The following is a 17,567-nucleotide window of genomic DNA, read 5'->3' on the forward strand; positions in this document are numbered from 1 at the left end:
CGGCCCTTCGGAATGCGACGGGCCGCTTCCCCCTCCGCGATGCGTAACGGGCATCACCCGGCTCTCCCTACTGGGCGACAAACTGCGGGCATCGTCCGATCCAGCGGCCGCCGTTTCCGGCACCAAACGTGGCCGTTGCCTCGGACGATGGACGCACGCGCCGTTCGGGAGGCGACTCGTGGGGGATGTTCACCGCCTGCCACCGCCGGGCTCCCACCCTCCCCGGCTCGCTTGGGGTTGGCCACAGCGGCTACTCGTCCCACTCATCGTCGTTGGCCAATGCAGGTGGTTGAGTTAAAGAGACAATCTTCAGGATTGCCGAGTTTCTCCTATACTATACGGAAATCCGGCCGTTCGGTCAAGGATTCGCAATCGCTCAGCTAAAATCTAACCGAAGGGAGACTGGATCACTCACATCGAAATCTTACCGAGGGGGATGTGACGTGACCATGTCTCTCCAAAGCCGTCGCGAATACCTTACGCAAATCCGGAAATGGTATGCCAAAGCCTCGTCCCGAAAAGAAAAGTCGCGCATTCTCGATGAAGTCACGCGCGTGCTGGGGTATCACCGCAAGTACGCTATCCAGGTTCTCAACGGCCCGGAGTGGAAACCCAAACAGATCCGGCGCAAACGGCCCAAGCGGTATCAAGAAGCGCTCCCTGTCATCCGAACCGTTTGGGAAGCCCTTGACTACCCTTGTGCCGAACGCCTCCATCCGGTCCTCCTGCCGACTGCCGAGCATTTAGAACGCCATGGAAAACTTCGCTTAACCTCGCTCATCCGCCAGCAACTCGCCCAAATCAGCCGATCTACGCTCGCTCGGCGCCTGAAGGAATTCGATTCGCCCAAACCCAGACGCTTTATGCGCCCCAAACCCACCAATCGCTTGAAAAGGGACATCCCTGCAGGCCGGCTCCCTTGGAACGAATCCCGCCCCGGCGCCCTGGAAATCGATCTCGTCGAACACAATGGCGGCGACTCGTCCGGCCAGTTCGCCTGCACCTTGTCGGTTACCGACATGGTCACCGGCTACAGCCGCCGCCAGGCCATCCTCGGCAAAAGCCAAAAAGCCGTCTTCGCTGCCTTGGAATCCATCCTCTCGCAGTGGCCTACAGCTGTCCATACCCTCCACAGCGATAACGGTTCCGAGTTCTTGAACCATCATCTCCTCCGTTTCTGCAGGCAAAAAGGAATTGCGTTTATGCGCAGCCGTCCCTACCGCAAAAACGACAACCCCCATGTCGAACAGAAAAACCGCCAGTTCGTTCGCGAGATCGTGGGCTATGCCCGCTACGACACCCCAGAGGCTGTGGAGTGGCTCAACGCCGTCTATGCCCTCCTCGACCCCTACGCCAATCTCTTTTTGCCCACCCGCAAGGTCGTCGAAAAATCCTACGAAGGCAAGCGCATTCGCAAACGCTTCGACCAAGCCCGCACGCCTTTCCAACGCCTGATCGAAAGCGGCGCCTTAAAACCGGAGATGGAACACGTGCTCAAGGCTCAGTTTGAAACGCTCAACCCGCTCGATCTTCATGATCAGCTCGAAAAAATCGTGGCTCGGGGTCCTTGGGCTCCCTCCCCCGAGCCACCTAACCAAGAACCTCTTGAGGTCGGGTAGACCTCAACTCCATTTTCCTACCTGAGGGAGCCTCTTGCCAAGAGTATTCGGTTAGGTTTTTACGTGAGGGATCGGTTTCACTTCGGTTAGGTTTTTATGTGAGTTGACACGGGATTTGGGCGCGTCACGAGGCGTCTTCGTTCAAAATGAGCTGATCCCACTCGTCGCTTTCGAGCAGGTCGAGCTGCGCCTGCAGGAGGTTGCGGAAGCGCGTCCGGTACACCGCGGCACGCTTTTTCAGCTCCTCGATCTCCATGGCGATCTGCCGCGATTTGGCCAGGGCCTCGCTGATGATCCGGTCGGCGTTCTTCTCCGCTTCCTTGACGATGAGCTCCGCTTCCTTACGCGCGTTCATCTTCACTTCCTCGGCCGTCTCCTGGGCCACCAGGAGGGACTTGCCCAGGCTCTCCTCGATGTTCGTGAAATGCGCGAGCTTCTCCTCCAACTCACGCACCCTGGCTTCGAGTTCCTTGTTCTCGCGGATCAGGGCCTCGTAATCCTTGATCACCTGGTCGAGGAACTCGTCCACTTCGTCGCAGTCGTACCCGCGGAAGACGCGACTGAATTCCTTGTTGTGAATGTCCAGCGGCGTTAGGGGCAACGCTCGACACCTCCATCGCGAACGTTCGACGGAGAGTATTCGACAGGTTTTGAAAAACTCCTGCTGTCCTGCCGGTTTAGCAATACTTGGAAATCCGCACCACGAGGCGGCCTTTTCGCGTCGGGCCGCCTACCTCGGCGACGCGAAAACGGCCGAACCCGCGCACCGACACGACATCCCCCTCGCCCAACGTCTCGTCGGGGTCGTCGGCGATGCGCCAGTTCACCTTCACGTCGCCGGCACGGATGCGTTCGACGGCCTTGCCCCGGGAAAGCCGCCACACGGCGGCGACGAGGGCATCCAGGCGCAGCGAGGCGACGGTATGGGTCTCCTCCTCCGTTTCGGGCTCGGGGACGCGCAGGGCCTCGAGGGGGATCGGTTCCACGCGGACGCGCGTCTGGTGAATCCGCGTCAGGTGCTGGGTCACGTAGGGGGCAACGTCTTCCGCCACCAGCACGTGGCAGGTAGCCTCGGTGAGGAGGATGTCGCCGAACACGTCGCGCTTGAGGCCAAGGGACACGAGCGATCCCAACACGTCGCGATGCGTCAGGCGGACAAACCGCCGATCGGCTTCTACCGCGAGAGCGGCGACGCGAAAGTCGCTCGGCTCCGGCCACCAGAAATCGGGATGGATCAAGGCCCGTTCGCGCTCCGCTCCGTCGTACCCGCCAAAAAACGAGACGGACACCGGAGTCCGTCCGCCGATGAGGGTCCGCAGGATCCACTTTTCGCGGGGGTCGAGAAACAGCGTCAGCTTGGGCGTGCGCCGCGCGGCGACCGTCTCTGCCCATTCCAGGCACCGTTCGGCGAAGGGGCGTTCTTCGGGGCGAAAATGGGAAAGCCGGTCGCTCATACCGCACCGCCCAGCAGCAGGTTGAGCACGGTATGCACGCCGATGCGCGCAAAGTACAGGGCAAAGACGGCCACAATCGGCGACAGGTCAAACAGGCCGATCGGCGGGATCATCTGCCGGAAGGGGCGGAGGTACGGTTCTACCAACCGGCCCAGCAGCTCGCCGAGGGGTGTCTCCCGGAGCTGCGGCAGCCACGACATCAGCACATAGGCAAAAATGAGGAACATGTACACCTCAAAGGCGATGTCGACGATCTGGCGAATGACGTCAGCCATAAGCCACCTCACAGCATGCGTCGGTTATCGTTCCAACTTGTGCGTGTCGGGGAGGGTGATCGTCCCGTGCACCTCCACATTGTCCGGGGCGCACAGGAAGATTTGCGGCCCGACCTTCTGGATCAGCCCGTCAATCGCGTATACCGTTCCGCTGAGGAAATCGATGATCCGCTTGGCCATCTCCGGCGTCACCCGGTGCAGGTTGACCACCACCGTGCGGCGGTTGCGCAGATGATCGGCAATCTCCTGGGTTTCCTCATAGGAACGCGGCTCGCAAAGGATCACCTGCGCGCCGGCCGAGCGCACGGCGTGCAGGTTTACCACATTCCCCCGGCCCCGAACCGGCCGCGACACCACGGCGGGCGTTTCCTCTTCCTCCGCTTCCTCCTGGGTGATCAGGACGCGTTCCTCGGTCACCTCGTCCTGCAGCCCAAAAAATCCCATCAACCGGTTCATCATACCCATCGTTCGTCACCCCTCCTCCTTCTGCCCCGGTTCGCCCGCGGGCGTCCCCGGATCCGGCTTGTACAAAAGCGAGCCGATGCGTACAAAGGTAGCCCCTTCTTCCACCGCCACCTCAAAATCGCCGGACATGCCCATCGACAGGTGCACCGGGTCAACGCCCGGGATGCCCTGGTCGCGCAGGGCGTCCCGCAACTCGCGCAGCGCACGGAACACCGGACGGGTCTCTTCCGGATCGTCAACGATCGGCGCCATCGTCATCAGGCCGACCACGCGCAGGCGCGACAGCTTGGCCACCTCGCGGGCAAACTCGACCAGCTCGTCGGGGTGAACGCCGGCCTTGGTGGCCTCACCCGACACGTTCACCTGCAAAAAGCAGCGCACGACGGTATCCTTTTGCCGCGCCCGTTTCTCCAATTCTTCCGCAAGCGTCATGCGGTCGAGGGAGTGGATATAGGCGAAACGTCCAACGACGTCCTTGACCTTGTTCGTCTGCAGGCGGCCAATAAAGTGCCACACGCCGCGCCCACCGAGGGCTTCCCATTTCGGCACCGCGTCCTGAACGCGGTTTTCGCCGACATCGGTCACCCCGGCATCGAGCAGCGCGCGCACCGTTTCGGCGTCGACGTATTTCGTGACGGCCACCAGGGTAACCTCGTCCTCGCGGCGACCGCTGCGCCGGCATGCCTCCTGGATGCGGCGCTTGACGGCCGCAAGCCGTTCGGCTAGGGTCACACCGTTCACCTCGCACGGGATTTCGCGCGATGGAATCTCTTCCGTGAACCGTTCAGAGGCGGTTATCCGGTCCATGCCACAAACGCGGCCATGCGCCCGGCGCGCCCCTTTTCCGCACGATGGGAAAAGAAGCGGCCTGTCGCACACGACGTGCACACAGACGTGACTTCGATGTTTTCCGGCAAAATTCCTGCTCGTTCGCACAACTTTTGGTTCGCCCGGCGCAAATCGAGCCAGTAACGGCCCCCGCCTTTGGCGGTGAGCACCCCGGCGGGGACATCGTCGCCAAAGGTTGTCCGCAGCGCAGCGGCCACCCGCTCGTCCACTTCGTAGCAACACGGACCGATCGATGGTCCGATGGCCACGCGGAGATCCCGGGGCCGCGTGTCGTAGTGGACGGCCAGGCTGCGCACCATTTCCCCGGCCACGTCCAGCACCGTGCCGCGCCATCCGGCATGGGCAATACCAATCACCCGCCGGACCGGATCCAGGAAGAAAAGCGGCACGCAGTCCGCAAAAAACGCGGCCAGCAGGACATTCGGGACGTCGGTGTGCATTCCGTCGGTGGCGGAGAACGCCGTCTCGCGTGCCAGGCGTCCGCGCCCCCGATCCTGCGCCGTGACGCGGACGATGCGATTGCCGTGCACCTGCTCGGCACAGGTAAACGCCTCCGGCGGCAAGCCGAGCACCCGGCACAGGGCCTCCCGCCGGGCCACCACGCGTTGCGGGTCGTCGTCTACGTGCAGGGCGAGGTTGAAGGGTTCCGGCCCGCCGTCCGGACCCACGCGCGACGTCATGCCGGCCACAACGGGATAGGCCTGTTCCCATGCTGCAAGGCGAAAGAGTCCGTTTTCCTGCCACACAAAGGGTTCCATGGTCCCGCCACCCCCCTTCATTTTACCACACCCGCATGGCACGGCGCGGGAAGCGGTTGCACGCACGCCGACACCCCCGCGTCGCGGATCCTCCGGGGCGGGGGACATGGCCGCTACCCCTCTTCCTCGGGGGAACGGCGAATCGGTTTCTCCTCATACCCGCTGTCCAGGCGCACCAAGATGACGTCCTTGCCGATCTTCACAATGTTTCGCCAGGGGATGACGTACTCGTTACCACCTCCCCCCCAGAGGCCAAATCGCCTGCCCCCGCTCGGTACGATAATCGCCTGCACCCGCCCGCTGACCACATCCAGCTCTAGATCGTGGACCTGGCCGAGGCGCCGGCCGTCGCTGACGTTGACCACGTCCTTGGTCTGAAATTCCGACGCCTTGAGCACGGTAGGCCCCCCTTCTCCCACGCTGTCCCTTCAGTATATGTGGCGGAGGCGCCGGAATTGATCGCGGAAATCGCGCGTGCACTCCTGCAAAAAACAAAATCCGCACCCGGAGGCGGTGCGGTAGGAGGCATTATCAGTTCACGTATTTTTGCATTTGGGCGATGGCCGCTTTCTCCAGGCGTGACACCTGGGCCTGGGAGATGCCGATCTCTTCGGCCACCTCCATCTGGGTCTTGCCTTCGAAAAAGCGCATCGACACGATCAGCTGTTCCCGTTTGCTCAGTCGGCTCATCGCTTCGTGGAGGGCGATCTCCTCGACCCAGTGGACTTCCCTGTGCCGTTCGTCGCGGATCTGGTCCATCACGTAGATGGGATCGCCCCCATCCTGGTAGATGGGTTCGAAGAGGGAAACGGGATCCTGAATGGCGTCCAGGGCGTAGAGCACTTCCTCCGGCGGCACGCCAAGCACATCGGCAATTTCCTGGATCGACGGTTCGCGGGAGTGCTTGTTCGTCAGCTGGTCGCGCACCTGCAGCGCCTTGTAGGCAATGTCGCGCAGCGAGCGTGAGACCCGGATCGGGGTGTTGTCGCGGAGGTAGCGGCGGATCTCACCGACAATCATCGGCACGGCGTAGGTGGAAAACTTGACGTTTTGGGAAAGGTCGAAGTTGTCAATCGCTTTCATCAACCCGATGCACCCGACCTGAAACAGGTCGTCCACACATTCGCCGCGGTTGTTGAACCGTTGGATCACGCTGAGAACCAGCCGCAGGTTGCCGTTGATCAGCTTTTCCCGCGCCGACTCGTCTCCGCTTTGCAGCTCGCGAAACAGCTTGCGCATCTCCTCGTTCGTCAGGACCGGCAACGTCGAGGTTTCCACACCGCAGATTTCCACCTTGTTTCGACTCAATGTGCGTTTCCCTCCCAAAGCGGAGCGTTACTGGACAGTATCCCCGCGGGGAGGGAAACTATGCGTCCTCACATCATCTTGTTGAACTCCTTGCGCAGCCGCTTCAGGATGCGCTTCTCCAGGCGCGAGATGTACGACTGCGAAATTCCGAGCAGGTCGGCGACATCCTTTTGCGTCATCTCTTCGCCGCCGCGCAGCCCGAATCGCAGTTCCATGATCAGCCGCTCCCGCTCGCTGAGCTTCTCGAGGGCCTTTTTGAGCAGGGTGCGGTCCACCTTTTCCTCAACGTTGCGGTAGATGGCGTCGCTGTCGGTGCCGAGTACATCGGACAGGAGAAGTTCGTTGCCGTCCCAGTCGACGTTGAGAGGCTCGTCGATGGACACCTCGTAGCGCACCTTGTTGTTGCGGCGGAGGAACATCAGGATCTCGTTCTCAATGCACCGCGACGCGTAGGTCGCCAATTTGATCCGCTTCTCCGGATCAAAGGTGTTGACCGCTTTGATCAGGCCGATCGTGCCGATGCTGATCAGGTCCTCGATATGGATGCCCGTGTTTTCAAACTTGCGGGCGATGTACACCACCAGGCGCAGGTTGCGCTCGATGAGCATAGACCGCACGGCGGGATCGCCGCTCGGCAGGCGCTGCAGCAGGGCCTCCTCTTCCTCCCTTGTCAGCGGAGGCGGCAGGACATCGTGTCCCCCGATGTAGTACACCTCGTCGGATCGCAAACCGAACCGGAACAGCAGACGGAGCCACCACAGCCGGAGGCTCAAGCGGAATCGGGCGAACATGGTTGTCCTCCTTTCGCAAGGGACTGGCGCAGCAGGTGCGGGTGGACAATGGCACGAAACTGTCCGTCGCTGGAAAGAGGAGCCGATTGCCAACCGACAAGCACGTCAGTGGAATGATATGCTTGGTCGCCCTGGGCTATGACCACCCGGTCGGGACGAACCGTCCACAAGATCCCCCCACCGCCGGAGAGCGTCCGGAACCAAACAGGGCGCACCCGCGCCTTCCAGGCGTCGGGCAGGCGTTCCCACCAGGTGTCCCCCCTTTCGCTTTCCAAAGGCGGCGGGCATTGGGCCGGAAAGAGGGGCGCCAGAACTTCCGCTTCGGCGATCAGAACGGGGCGGCCGGACAGGGGATCCTGCAGCCGGTTGCCCGTATCGACCAGTCCGGGACAGGTGACCGCTTTTCCGTCGATCCATATCGTGACCCGGACGCGCGACGCCGCCTGGAGGCGGCCTGTCTCGATCGCTCCGTATCCTTTGCGGGCCAAGTATCCGATCACAGCCAGGCCGCCCACAATCCAGCCCCACTGCACGGCCGGATGCCCGCCCGTCACCAGGGCACCGTTTTTGACGGCAACGGGCGAATCGAACAAAAAGCGCAATCCGTACACCGCGCCACCGGCCATGAAGGAGACCATGTAGAAAACCCCCAGATCGGCAAAAAACGTCGGCAGGCTGCCCCGGCCAAAGGCCAGCGCGACGAGGGTGGCGGAAAACAGCACTTTCAACAACACCAGGGCCATGGCCGGCAGGGGTGGGAGCAGCACCACAAAGGCATAGGCGGCGCCCACCGTCGCCGCCGCCGTTAAGCGCCACAGGCGGACCGTTCGCTTGCGAAATAGCGCCGTGAGGTACAGGAGCAGCCAATCGGCCACCACATTCAGCAAAAACACCAGGTCGAGGTAAACGACCCCACGCCGTCACCCCCTATGCGCGTACCCTCAGCGTAGCACAGCGTCCCTGGGGCACGGAGGGAAAACGCGTCGAGCCGGGACAAAAAAAAATCGAGTCCTGATGGCAGGACTCGACGCCAATTTCCCTGTGCAAACCCGCAACCTCATTTGCGCCGGTTGCGGTTGCGCAGGAACGTCGGCACGTCGAGGTTGTCGGTCGCCGACGACAGGTGGCGGAAATCGCCGCGCTCCGGCTCCGACAGCGGCGTGCGGACCGGTGCAGCCGGTTTCTTGGCCTCGTCGAAGCCGGTAGCGATGACGGTGACGATGATCTCGTCCTTCAGGTCCTCGTTGATGACCGCCCCGAAGATCATGTTCACGTCCGGGTCGGCGGCGGAGGAAACGATGTCGGCCGCCTCGTTCACCTCGTACAGGCTGAGGTTGGTGCCACCGGTAATGTTCATCAGCACCCCCTTCGCCCCGTCGATCGACGTCTCGAGAAGCGGGCTGCAAATGGCCTTTTTCGCCGCTTCGGCGGCGCGGTTTTCACCCGACGCGATGCCGATGCCCATAAGCGCCGAGCCGCGCTCCTTCATGATCGCCTTCACGTCGGCAAAGTCGAGGTTGATCAGACCCGGAACGGCGATGAGGTCGGAAATCCCCTGCACGCCCTGGCGCAACACGTTGTCCGCCTCTTTGAACGCCTCAAGCATCGGCGTGTTGCGGTCGACAATCTCCAGCAGCCGGTCGTTGGGGATGACGATCAGCGTGTCCACCTTTTCCTTCAGCGCGGCAATGCCGCTTTCCGCCTGGGCCGCCCGCTTGCGCCCCTCAAAGGTGAAGGGACGCGTCACCACGCCGACGGTCAGGGCGCCCAGCTCGCGGGCGATCTCGGCGATCACCGGTGCCGCTCCCGTTCCCGTGCCGCCGCCCATGCCCGCCGTCACGAACACCATGTCGGCGCCACGCAGCGCGTTTTCGATCATCTCGCGGCTCTCCTCGGCCGCCTTTTTTCCAATCTCCGGATTGGCACCCGCGCCAAGCCCGCGTGTCAGCTTTTCCCCGATCTGCAGGCGCACGGGCGCTTTGGATAGCTTCAGGGCCTGCGCGTCTGTGTTGACGGCAATGAATTCAACACCCTGAACACCCACTTCGATCATGCGGTTCACAGCGTTGGATCCCCCGCCCCCAACGCCGATGACCTTGATCTGCGCAAGCTGATCCATTTCGAAATCGAGCTCGAACATAACGGTTCCCCCTTAAATAAACTCGCTCAACCAATTCTTCACGCGTTCAAACACACCGGACGATCCTTTGGCCGCGCGCTTCTTTGGCTTGGTGGCCGCCGCCTCGTACGCCCCGAGGCGGGCCATTTGCCTTGCCGCAAACTGGATCAGGCCAACCCCCGTGGTGAAGGCGGGGTCGCGCACGCCTATGTAGTCGGGGATGGCAACGCGCACCGCCGCGCCCAGCGTCTCACGGGCCAGCCGCAACACGCCGGGCATTGCCATCGAGCCGCCCGTCAACACGTAGCCGCCGGCGGGGTCTTTTCCGGCCATGTCCAGTACCGTTTTGCGCACGTGAAGGAAGATCTCCTCCATGCGCGGCTCGATAATTTCCGCCAGGTACACCTGGTTGTACTCCACCTCGTGATCGGAACCGATGCTGGTAACGCGAAACGTTTCGGTCTCCGACGCCTCGTCGATCAGCGCGCATCCATGCTTCAACTTGACCCGCTCGGCCTCTTCAGTGGTCGTACGCAGGCCATAAGCGATGTCGTTGGTCACGTGGTCGCCGCCGAGGGGCACCGTGCCCATCTTCACCAGGTCGCCGTGCTGGAACAGGGCCACCTGCGTCTCGCCGGCGCCCACGTCAACAAGCGCCACACCCAAATGGCGGTCATCCTTCGTGAGGGCGATTTCGGCCACGGCCAGCGGTTCCAAAAAGAGGCCGGCAAGCGAGAGGCCGGCGCGTTCAACGCAGCGGATGAGATTGTGGATCACCGTCTTGGCGCCGGTAATGAGATACCCATCCATTTCCAAGCGGACACCAATCATCCCCCGGGGATCGCTTACCCCGCGCAGACCGTCGACGATGAACTCTCGAGGGACGACATCGACAATCTCCCGTTCGGGAGGAATGGCCACCACCTTGGCCGCCTGCATCACACGGAGCACGTCCTCGTCGCGAATCTCCCGGTCTTCTCCGGAAACGGCCACGACACCCTGCGTGGAGACGAGTTGGACATGGTCGCCGGAGATGCCGACAAACACCTCGTGTATGGGAACCTCGGTCATCTGCTCCGCATGTTCGACGGCGGTACGAATGGCCTGCACCGTTTGATCTATGTCAACAATGGCCCCTTTTTTCAACCCTTCGGAAATCGCCGTGCCCACCCCGATGATGTGAATCGAGCCGTTTTTGACTTCTCCGATGATCACGCGAATCCGTGAGGTCCCGATGTCCAAGCTGACCAGATAGTTGCCGTAGCGCAATCGGTGGCACCTCCTACCCAACCTGCATTACTAGTACCATTCAACAGGAGCGGGCCTTTCCCCTCTTTTTTCCCATAAAAATCGCAAATGGCTCGAAGGTGATCACATTCGCGTTCCGTTCGGAGCCCTATGGTTGGATCGCTTACTCGTCTGCCGTCGAAGCCGTTCCTTCGTACCACATGGCGTCAAACAGGTAAAACGTGCCGCGCTCCTGCGGATTTTCCCGCAGGCGGTCGTCGAGGAGCCGGGGCAGCACCGTCAGCTTGTCCGCCATGTGCGCCAGCGACGTGTAGACCACAAACCCCTCGCGCGTAAAGAGGCGCACGCGATCCGGGTAGGCTGCCGTCGGGACCAGCTGGATCTCCGACAGTCGTTCCCGCACCGCTTGGGGAAGCCGGGCCAGCCCCGCGGCAAGCTGCGGAAGACGCCGCGGGTCCTCCCAACGGGTGACCAGGGGCAGGTCCTCATACGGCCCCTCTCCGGCGCGGGAGGGAAGGAGCACGCCGCCTTCGAGCAGAGGGACATGCCGGCCGTCCTGCACCACATAGGCCAGCACGGTCCGCTCCGTTACGGCGATCTCCACCTCGTTGGGCCAACGCCACGCCACCGCGGCCTCCTTCACCTCCGGAAGCCGGGCAAGGCGCTCGCGCACGCGATCCGGCGAGAAGAAGATCAGCGTATGGCCCGGCACCAGCCCCGATTGGCGGATCACTTCTTCCGACGAAAGAAACCGCGTCCCCGTTACGTGCACGGCATGAACCTTGCTATACGGCGAGCGGACAAACAGGAAGGTGGAAATGGAAAGAAAAAAGAGGGCCACGAAGATAAGCGCCCTCCGGTTCACCTTGCGACGGCGTACGGGTTTTACCTGAGGAATCCGTTCCATGTGCACCACCCTTTGGGAGCCAGGCAACGCGCGCTAGTTTCATTATAGCAACGCCTGGGCGGCACGCAAGGAGCCCTTTTTCCCGTTCTGCCACCGGACCTGCGTCACGGGACGCGCTACGCCGGTTCCCCGATGATGAGCACTTCCGGCTGCAGGAGCACCCCGAAGCGCTTGTCCACCGTTTCCTGCGCGTGCTCGATCAGGGCGAGAACGTCGCGCGCGGTGGCCTGTCCCAGGTTGACGATAAAGTTGGCGTGAATGGGAGAGATTTGCGCGTCGCCGATGCGATACCCCTTGAGGCCCGCCGATTCGATCAGCCGGCCGGCATAGTCGCCGGGCGGATTGCGAAAAACGCTCCCCGCGCAGGGCTGCTTGAGGGGCTGCGTACGCCGGCGCCGGTCCTTGTACTCGGCCATCACGCGGGCGATCTCCCTGCGGTCGCCGGCGGCCAGCTGGAACGTGGCTTCCAAGACGATGCCCGGCTGCTGCTGCAGAAGCGACGTGCGGTACCGGAACGCCAGCTCCCGGTTGGTCAGCGTGCGCACCGTGCCATCGGGAAAGAGCACCGTCGCCTCCTTCAGCACGCGCGAGACATCGGACCCGTGCGCCCCGGCGTTCATGTACACTGCCCCGCCGACGGACCCGGGAATCCCGCCGGCAAACTCGAGCCCCGTCAGCCCCTCTTTTCCGGCGAGCACGGCCAGGCGGATGACCGAAAAGGCCGCTCCGGCCCGCACCCGGTCGCCCTCCACGTACATGTAGTCAAACCCCTTGTCCAATTTCAGCACGACCCCGCGAATGCCTCCGTCGCGGACGAGGAGGTTGGATCCCCGCCCAATCACCGTCCACGGGACGCCGTGCGCGCTCACAATGGCCAGCACGCGCTGGAGCGCCGCGACATCTTTCGGCTCCACCCACACGTCGGCGGGCCCACCAATCTTCCACGTCGTATGGAGGGCCAGGGGCTCAGCCAGCGTCACCCGGCCGACATCCGCTTCCTTGAGTTCCCGTATCATCTGCTCGTACACCGCGCCATCCCTCCTCGCCGTACCGCACGCGTCCTCCCCCACGCGGTTTGGAATCATCGTATGTGGCCGCAGCCGATTCGTTCACGTCAGCGGATCCGGCGGCGCTCGGCCAGCAGGGTCTCCACTGCCGCCCATAGCCGCGCCGCCGCGTCGGGAATGCCGAGGCGCCGCGCCGCCGCACGCATGGCCTTCAAGCCCTCGGGGTTTGCGCACAGGGCCAGCACCGTCTCCGCCAGCCGCTGGGGCGTCAGTTCCGCTTCCCGCAACACGACGGCCGCCCCTTCCGCCTCCAGCCGCCGCGCGTTTTTCTCCTGGTGGTTATTGGTCACGTAGGGCGACGGGATCAGCACACTGGGCACGCCAAGAGCGGTAATCTCCGCCAGCGTCGTGGCCCCGGCCCGCCCCACGAAGAGGTCCGCCCCGGCCAGCACAGCGGGCATATCGTAGAGAAAGGGGACAAGTGTCACGTTCGGCGGAATCCTGCCGCCGGCCGCCGCCCGCACCGTATCGTAGTGGGCTTCACCGGTGACGTAGACAACGTGCAGGTCGCCGCAGCGGCCCAAGCGGTCCAGCGCCCCCAGCATGGCATCGTTGATCGGCCGCGCCCCGCGGCTGCCGCCGACGACCAGGACCAGCCGCTTGTCCGCCGGCACGCCGAGGGCGCGACGGCCCTCTTCCCCGTCGGCGCTGGCCACTTCCGTCGCCCGCGGATTGCCCGTCACCACCACGTTGCGCGCGCGGGGAAACGCCTGTTCCGTGCCGGGAAACGAGACGGCAACCAGGTCGGACACGCGCGCCAGAAAGCGATTCGTCAGCCCCGGTACGACGTTCTGTTCATGAATGACCGTGGGAATGCCGAGCCGACTGGCGGCGAACACCACCGGACCGGCCACGTATCCGCCCGTCCCCAACACCACATCCGGTGAAAATGCACGAAGGGTCCGCTTGGCCGCGTGGACCCCTTTGAGAAATCGCCACACCGTTTTTACGTTCTCCCAGGACAGCCGCCGGCGAAAGCCGCTGATCTCAATGGCCACAAATGGAAACCCCGCCTTCTCGACAAGGCCGTTCTCCAGCCCGCGCGCCGAACCGATGTACAGCACCTCGGTTCCCGGGATGCGGCGCTGCGCTTCGCGGGCGAAAGCCAAAGCGGGGAAGATGTGCCCTCCCGTTCCGCCTCCGGTTACCACCAAACGCATGGATTTCACCCCGCTTTCATCAGGGGCGCCGCCCTCCTGCTTACCGGGCGTACCGCGAAATGTTCAGCAGCACCCCGACGGCGGTCAGCACCAGGGTCAGCGACGATCCCCCATAACTGAGAAACGGCAGCGTGATGCCCGTGACCGGGAACATGCCGGTGACGACACCGATGTTGATCACCACCTGCAGGGCGATCATGCCCACGATACCCGTCGCCACCAGGCTGCCGAACAGGTCAGGCGCCGTGATCGCCGTGCGCATCCCCCGCCACAGGAGCAACATAAAGAGCACAAGCACGAGGGCACCGCCGAGAAAACCCAGTTCTTCGGCCAAAATGGCGAAAATGAAATCCGTCTGCGGTTCGGGCAAGTAGTAGAACTTCTGCCGGCTTGCCCCGAGCCCAAGGCCCAAGAGGCCGCCGGGACCAATGGCATAGAGGGACTGGATCAGGTGATAGCCCGCCCCCAGCGGGTCCTGCCACGGATCGAGAAAGGCGGTGATCCGCTTGATGCGGTACGGCGCGGCGAGGATGAGGGCAGCAAATCCGCACGCGCCGACCAGCGCCAGCCCGAACAGGTGGGCGAGGCGCGCCCCGGCGGCAAACAGCATGACGACGCAGGTGCCCAGCAGCACGGTCCCCGTCCCCAGGTCCGGTTGCAACATGATCAACCCGAAGGCCGCCCCGACAAGGAGGAGGGGCGGCAAAAGCCCGCGCCAGAAGGAAGTGATGCGCTTCTGTCGCTCCGACAGGTACCGGGCCAAGAAGAGAATCATCGCGAGCTTGGTAAACTCCGACGGCTGCAGAGAGAAGGCCCCGACGCCGATCCAGCTCCGCGCACCGCCGCGGACCAGCCCAATCCCGGGAATGAGCACGATGATGAGGAGCAGAAAACAGGCCAGCAGGCCAACCTTGGCGTAGCGCCGCCAGGTCCAGTAGTCGATGTTCATCGTCACGAACAGGGCCAGTACCCCGAGCAGCGCGAAGAGAAGCTGGCGCTTCAGGTAATACAGGCTGTCGCCATAGGCGTGGTGGGCCAGCACCGCGCTGGCGCTGTAGACCATGATCACGCCAATGGCCAAGAGGCCCAGGGTGGGCAGAAGGATCAGCCAGTCCGGTGCGGTGCGCGTCTTCATCCCGCCGCCTCCTTCTCCGGCCCGTGTCGTCGGGAAGCCGGTCGATGGGTACAGGCTCCTATTTCGGTATCAACCTATGCACCGCCGTCTTAAACATGCGCCCGCGTTCCTCGAACGAGGAAAATTGGTCCCAACTGGCGCAAGCCGGCGACAGGAGCACCACATCGCCCGGCGCAGCGAAGGAATAGGCCGCGACCACCGCTTCCTCCACCGTCTCGACCCGGGCGCGGCGGTCGACCCCCGCACGGCGGGCCGTTTCCAATATCTTTTCGGCCGTCTGCCCGTACGCCACCACAGCCTTGACGCGTGCCCGGAGCGACGGGATGAGGCTGTCGAAGGAAAGGCCGCGGTCCAGACCACCAGCGATCCACACGATCGGCGCGTCAAAGGCGTCCAGGGCGCGTTTCGTCGCCTCGGGATTGGTGGCTTTCGAGTCGTTGTAGAAGCGCACCCCGCCCGCTTCGCGCACAAACTCCAGGCGATGCTCGACGCCTCGGAATGTGCGCACCGCCTCCCGTATGGCCGCCGCCGATGCGCCGGCCAGGCGGGCGATCAGTGCCGCGGCAAGCACGTTTTCGACGTTGTGCGCGCCGGGCAGCGCGATGTCGCCGACGCCAAACAGGACCTCCTCCGGTCCGTCCCCGCGAAAGACCGCCGCGTCACCACGCAGGTACACGCCGCGTTCCACCGGACGCTGGCGGCTAAACGCCCACACCGTCGCCCGGGTGCCCGCCGCCAATTCGGCGCTCGCCGGACAGTCGGCGTTCACCACGGCGTGGTCGGCACCCGTCTGGTTGGCAAACAGCCGCCCCTTGGCCCGCTGATAGTCGGCAAAGGTTCCGTGGTAGTCGAGGTGGGCGGGGTATACGTTCAGCACAGTGCCAATCCATGGGCGGAACGTGCAGGTGCCGAGGAGTTGAAAGCTGGACAGCTCGGCAACCAGCAGTTGATCGGGTCGCACGTCCGCCGCCGCCGCGCACAGCGCCCGCCCGATGTTCCCGGCGACGACAACGTCACGGCCATCGGTGCGCAACATGTGCCCGACCAGCGTGGTGGTCGTCGTCTTCCCGTTGGATCCGGTGATGCCGATGATCGGCGCGGGACTAACCCAGTAGGCCAGTTCCACTTCCGTGATCACGGGAATCCCCAGCGCCAGCGCCTGCTGGACGGGCGGTGCCGAATAGGGGATGCCCGGGTTTTTCACCACCCAGTCCAGTCCGGCGTGCACAATCCCTTCCGGATGGGAGCCCAACACCACCGAGACGCCGCGCCGTTCCAGGTCGGTCACTTTCCACAGCGGTACGGCATCCCGCGGCTTTTGGTCGTTGACGACCACATGCGCGCCCAAGCGGCTCAGCAACACAGCGGCGGCATACCCGCTTTCCCCCAGCCCCAGAACGAGAACGCGCGCGCCCGTCAGATGCTTGACGTTTTTCATCCGGAAAACACCTCAAGATACAGGCCGGCCCCGGCAAAGAGCGCGGACACCAGCCAGAAAGTCACCACCACGCGCCATTCCGACCAACCGCTCAGCTCAAAATGGTGGTGGATGGGGCTCATCCGGAAGATGCGTTTGCCGCGGGTCTTAAAGGAAATCACCTGAATGATGACCGACAGGGCCTCGATGACGAACAACCCGCCGATGAGCGCAAGCAAAAGTTCCGTCTTCGTCAACACAGCCACAGCGGCCAACGCGCCGCCCAAGGCCAGGGAGCCGGTGTCGCCCATGAACACCTTGGCCGGGTGCGCGTTAAACACAAGAAACCCCAGCACTGCCCCAACGGTGGCCGCGCAGAACACGGCCACGTCGGCCATGCTGAAGGCCGAAGCGATCACGGCGTACGCGCCAAAGGCAATGGCGCTGGAACCGGCCAAAAGCCCGTCCAGCCCGTCGGTGAGATTGACCGCGTTGGCCGTCCCCACGGCCAGAAACAGCAGAAAGGGCAGGTAGCCCCAGCCCAGATCAACGCCCCAGTCGGTGCCCGGGACGTACACGGTCGTGGAATAACCTGTTTTTTGCAGCATGAGGAAAAAGAGAAAGGCCACGAGGAGTTGCCCGAACAACTTCTGCTTGGCGGTCAGCCCCAGGTTGCGCCGCATGACCACCTTGATGAAGTCGTCCACAAAGCCCACGGCGCCAAAGCCCAGACATACCAGGAGCAGCATTTTCAGTTCCCACGTTGGGTTGGCAAACTTCCACACCGACAGGGTGAGAGCAAGCAAAATGATCGTGCCGCCCATCGTCGGCGTGCCCGCTTTCTTGCGGTGGCCCTGGGGCCCTTCCTCGCGAATGCTTTGGCCAAACTTCAGGCGGCGCAGCAGGGGAATGAACAGGGGACCGAGCAATACCGCGATGAGAAAAGCAGCGATCAAGGAGAACAACAGGATCCGTGCGTCCATCTCTAGCCCCCC

General features: G+C 63.3%; 19 protein-coding genes and 1 pseudogene. 1 reads left to right on the top strand and 19 read right to left on the bottom strand.

Annotated features, from left to right (window positions below; translation table 11 throughout):
- Positions 1-67 precede the first annotated feature (67 nt).
- Positions 68-217 (bottom strand): hypothetical protein, encoded by a 150-nt coding sequence (locus ACYQ0Z_RS09315; RefSeq protein ID WP_459867161.1) that lies wholly within the window; start codon positions 215-217, stop codon positions 68-70.
- Between the two features lie 232 nt (positions 218-449).
- Here ACYQ0Z_RS09315 and ACYQ0Z_RS09320 point away from each other — a divergent pair, with 232 nt between their 5' ends.
- A complete protein-coding gene (locus ACYQ0Z_RS09320; RefSeq protein WP_459865126.1) occupies positions 450-1,619 on the top strand; it encodes a DDE-type integrase/transposase/recombinase in 1,170 nt (389 codons plus the stop codon).
- A gap of 124 nt (positions 1,620-1,743) precedes the next feature.
- Here ACYQ0Z_RS09320 and ACYQ0Z_RS09325 read toward each other — a convergent pair whose 3' ends face one another.
- From ACYQ0Z_RS09325 to mraY, 18 genes and pseudogenes are all read right to left on the bottom strand, one after another.
- Positions 1,744-2,220, bottom strand: a complete 477-nt coding sequence (locus ACYQ0Z_RS09325; protein WP_459867164.1) for a DivIVA domain-containing protein — start codon at positions 2,218-2,220, stop codon at positions 1,744-1,746.
- Between the two features lie 76 nt (positions 2,221-2,296).
- Positions 2,297-3,073, bottom strand: coding sequence for a YlmH family RNA-binding protein (locus tag ACYQ0Z_RS09330; RefSeq protein ID WP_459867167.1), 777 nt, complete (start codon positions 3,071-3,073; stop codon positions 2,297-2,299).
- Positions 3,070-3,348: a YggT family protein gene (locus tag ACYQ0Z_RS09335; RefSeq protein ID WP_459867170.1), complete on the bottom strand. Its 279-nt coding sequence runs from the start codon at positions 3,346-3,348 to the stop codon at positions 3,070-3,072. The genes ACYQ0Z_RS09330 and ACYQ0Z_RS09335 overlap by 4 nt, the downstream gene beginning before the upstream one ends.
- 24 nt (positions 3,349-3,372) lie before the next feature.
- A complete protein-coding gene (locus tag ACYQ0Z_RS09340) occupies positions 3,373-3,813 on the bottom strand; it encodes a cell division protein SepF (protein ID WP_459867173.1) in 441 nt (146 codons plus the stop codon).
- A 6-nt stretch (positions 3,814-3,819) separates the two neighbouring features.
- On the bottom strand, positions 3,820-4,545 hold the full coding sequence (locus ACYQ0Z_RS09345) for a YggS family pyridoxal phosphate-dependent enzyme (protein WP_459867176.1): 726 nt from the start codon (positions 4,543-4,545) through the stop codon (positions 3,820-3,822).
- 62 nt (positions 4,546-4,607) lie between these two features.
- Complete coding sequence (pgeF, locus tag ACYQ0Z_RS09350) at positions 4,608-5,420, bottom strand: peptidoglycan editing factor PgeF (protein ID WP_459867179.1); 813 nt, start codon at positions 5,418-5,420, stop codon at positions 4,608-4,610.
- Positions 5,421-5,533: 113 nt separating this feature from the next.
- Positions 5,534-5,818, bottom strand: coding sequence for a PRC-barrel domain-containing protein (locus ACYQ0Z_RS09355; protein ID WP_459867182.1), 285 nt, complete (start codon positions 5,816-5,818; stop codon positions 5,534-5,536).
- 133 nt (positions 5,819-5,951) lie between these two features.
- The gene (gene sigG, locus ACYQ0Z_RS09360; protein ID WP_459867185.1) at positions 5,952-6,728 is read right to left on the bottom strand and encodes an RNA polymerase sporulation sigma factor SigG; all 777 of its coding nucleotides are present in this window, start codon (positions 6,726-6,728) and stop codon (positions 5,952-5,954) included.
- 68 nt (positions 6,729-6,796) lie between these two features.
- Complete coding sequence (gene sigE / locus ACYQ0Z_RS09365; RefSeq protein ID WP_459867188.1) at positions 6,797-7,519, bottom strand: RNA polymerase sporulation sigma factor SigE; 723 nt, start codon at positions 7,517-7,519, stop codon at positions 6,797-6,799.
- Positions 7,498-8,418 (bottom strand): annotated as a pseudogene (gene spoIIGA, locus ACYQ0Z_RS09370) (sigma-E processing peptidase SpoIIGA); the annotation flags it as partial. The pseudogene spoIIGA and the gene sigE, both read right to left, overlap by 22 nt.
- Before the next feature lie 158 nt (positions 8,419-8,576).
- The gene (gene ftsZ / locus ACYQ0Z_RS09375) at positions 8,577-9,659 is read right to left on the bottom strand and encodes a cell division protein FtsZ (RefSeq protein WP_459867191.1); all 1,083 of its coding nucleotides are present in this window, start codon (positions 9,657-9,659) and stop codon (positions 8,577-8,579) included.
- 12 nt (positions 9,660-9,671) lie between these two features.
- On the bottom strand, positions 9,672-10,907 hold the full coding sequence (gene ftsA / locus ACYQ0Z_RS09380) for a cell division protein FtsA (RefSeq protein ID WP_459867194.1): 1,236 nt from the start codon (positions 10,905-10,907) through the stop codon (positions 9,672-9,674).
- A 142-nt stretch (positions 10,908-11,049) separates the two neighbouring features.
- Positions 11,050-11,793 carry a cell division protein FtsQ/DivIB gene (locus ACYQ0Z_RS09385; protein WP_459867197.1) on the bottom strand — a complete coding sequence of 248 codons (744 nt, stop codon included), beginning with the start codon at positions 11,791-11,793 and terminating at the stop codon, positions 11,050-11,052.
- A gap of 116 nt (positions 11,794-11,909) precedes the next feature.
- Complete coding sequence (gene murB / locus ACYQ0Z_RS09390; protein WP_459868852.1) at positions 11,910-12,809, bottom strand: UDP-N-acetylmuramate dehydrogenase; 900 nt, start codon at positions 12,807-12,809, stop codon at positions 11,910-11,912.
- A gap of 98 nt (positions 12,810-12,907) precedes the next feature.
- The gene (gene murG / locus ACYQ0Z_RS09395) at positions 12,908-14,020 is read right to left on the bottom strand and encodes an undecaprenyldiphospho-muramoylpentapeptide beta-N-acetylglucosaminyltransferase (protein ID WP_459867200.1); all 1,113 of its coding nucleotides are present in this window, start codon (positions 14,018-14,020) and stop codon (positions 12,908-12,910) included.
- Positions 14,021-14,060: 40 nt separating this feature from the next.
- Entirely contained in the window at positions 14,061-15,155 is a 1,095-nt protein-coding gene (spoVE, locus tag ACYQ0Z_RS09400; RefSeq protein WP_459867203.1) for a stage V sporulation protein E, read from the bottom strand.
- A 58-nt stretch (positions 15,156-15,213) separates the two neighbouring features.
- A complete protein-coding gene (gene murD, locus ACYQ0Z_RS09405) occupies positions 15,214-16,593 on the bottom strand; it encodes a UDP-N-acetylmuramoyl-L-alanine--D-glutamate ligase (protein WP_459867206.1) in 1,380 nt (459 codons plus the stop codon).
- Positions 16,590-17,555 carry a phospho-N-acetylmuramoyl-pentapeptide-transferase gene (gene mraY, locus ACYQ0Z_RS09410; RefSeq protein WP_459867209.1) on the bottom strand — a complete coding sequence of 322 codons (966 nt, stop codon included), beginning with the start codon at positions 17,553-17,555 and terminating at the stop codon, positions 16,590-16,592. Before mraY ends, murD begins: the two co-directional genes overlap by 4 nt.
- Between the last annotated feature and the right edge of the window lie 12 nt (positions 17,556-17,567).

The sequence above is a fragment of the Calditerricola yamamurae genome (assembly GCF_054654135.1).

Coding starts and splice junctions, on each gene's coding strand:
- ACYQ0Z_RS09320 (WP_459865126.1), top strand. CDS start 450: ATGTCTCTCCAAAGCCGTCGCGAATACCTTACGCAAATCCGGAAATGG.
- ACYQ0Z_RS09330 (WP_459867167.1), bottom strand. CDS start 3,073: ATGAGCGACCGGCTTTCCCATTTTCGCCCCGAAGAACGCCCCTTCGCC.
- ACYQ0Z_RS09335 (WP_459867170.1), bottom strand. CDS start 3,348: ATGGCTGACGTCATTCGCCAGATCGTCGACATCGCCTTTGAGGTGTAC.
- ACYQ0Z_RS09340 (WP_459867173.1), bottom strand. CDS start 3,813: ATGGGTATGATGAACCGGTTGATGGGATTTTTTGGGCTGCAGGACGAG.
- pgeF (WP_459867179.1), bottom strand. CDS start 5,420: ATGGAACCCTTTGTGTGGCAGGAAAACGGACTCTTTCGCCTTGCAGCA.
- sigE (WP_459867188.1), bottom strand. CDS start 7,519: ATGTTCGCCCGATTCCGCTTGAGCCTCCGGCTGTGGTGGCTCCGTCTG.
- ftsZ (WP_459867191.1), bottom strand. CDS start 9,659: ATGTTCGAGCTCGATTTCGAAATGGATCAGCTTGCGCAGATCAAGGTC.
- ACYQ0Z_RS09385 (WP_459867197.1), bottom strand. CDS start 11,793: ATGGAACGGATTCCTCAGGTAAAACCCGTACGCCGTCGCAAGGTGAAC.
- murB (WP_459868852.1), bottom strand. CDS start 12,809: ATGATACGGGAACTCAAGGAAGCGGATGTCGGCCGGGTGACGCTGGCT.
- murG (WP_459867200.1), bottom strand. CDS start 14,020: ATGCGTTTGGTGGTAACCGGAGGCGGAACGGGAGGGCACATCTTCCCC.
- spoVE (WP_459867203.1), bottom strand. CDS start 15,155: ATGAAGACGCGCACCGCACCGGACTGGCTGATCCTTCTGCCCACCCTG.
- murD (WP_459867206.1), bottom strand. CDS start 16,593: ATGAAAAACGTCAAGCATCTGACGGGCGCGCGCGTTCTCGTTCTGGGG.
- mraY (WP_459867209.1), bottom strand. CDS start 17,555: ATGGACGCACGGATCCTGTTGTTCTCCTTGATCGCTGCTTTTCTCATC.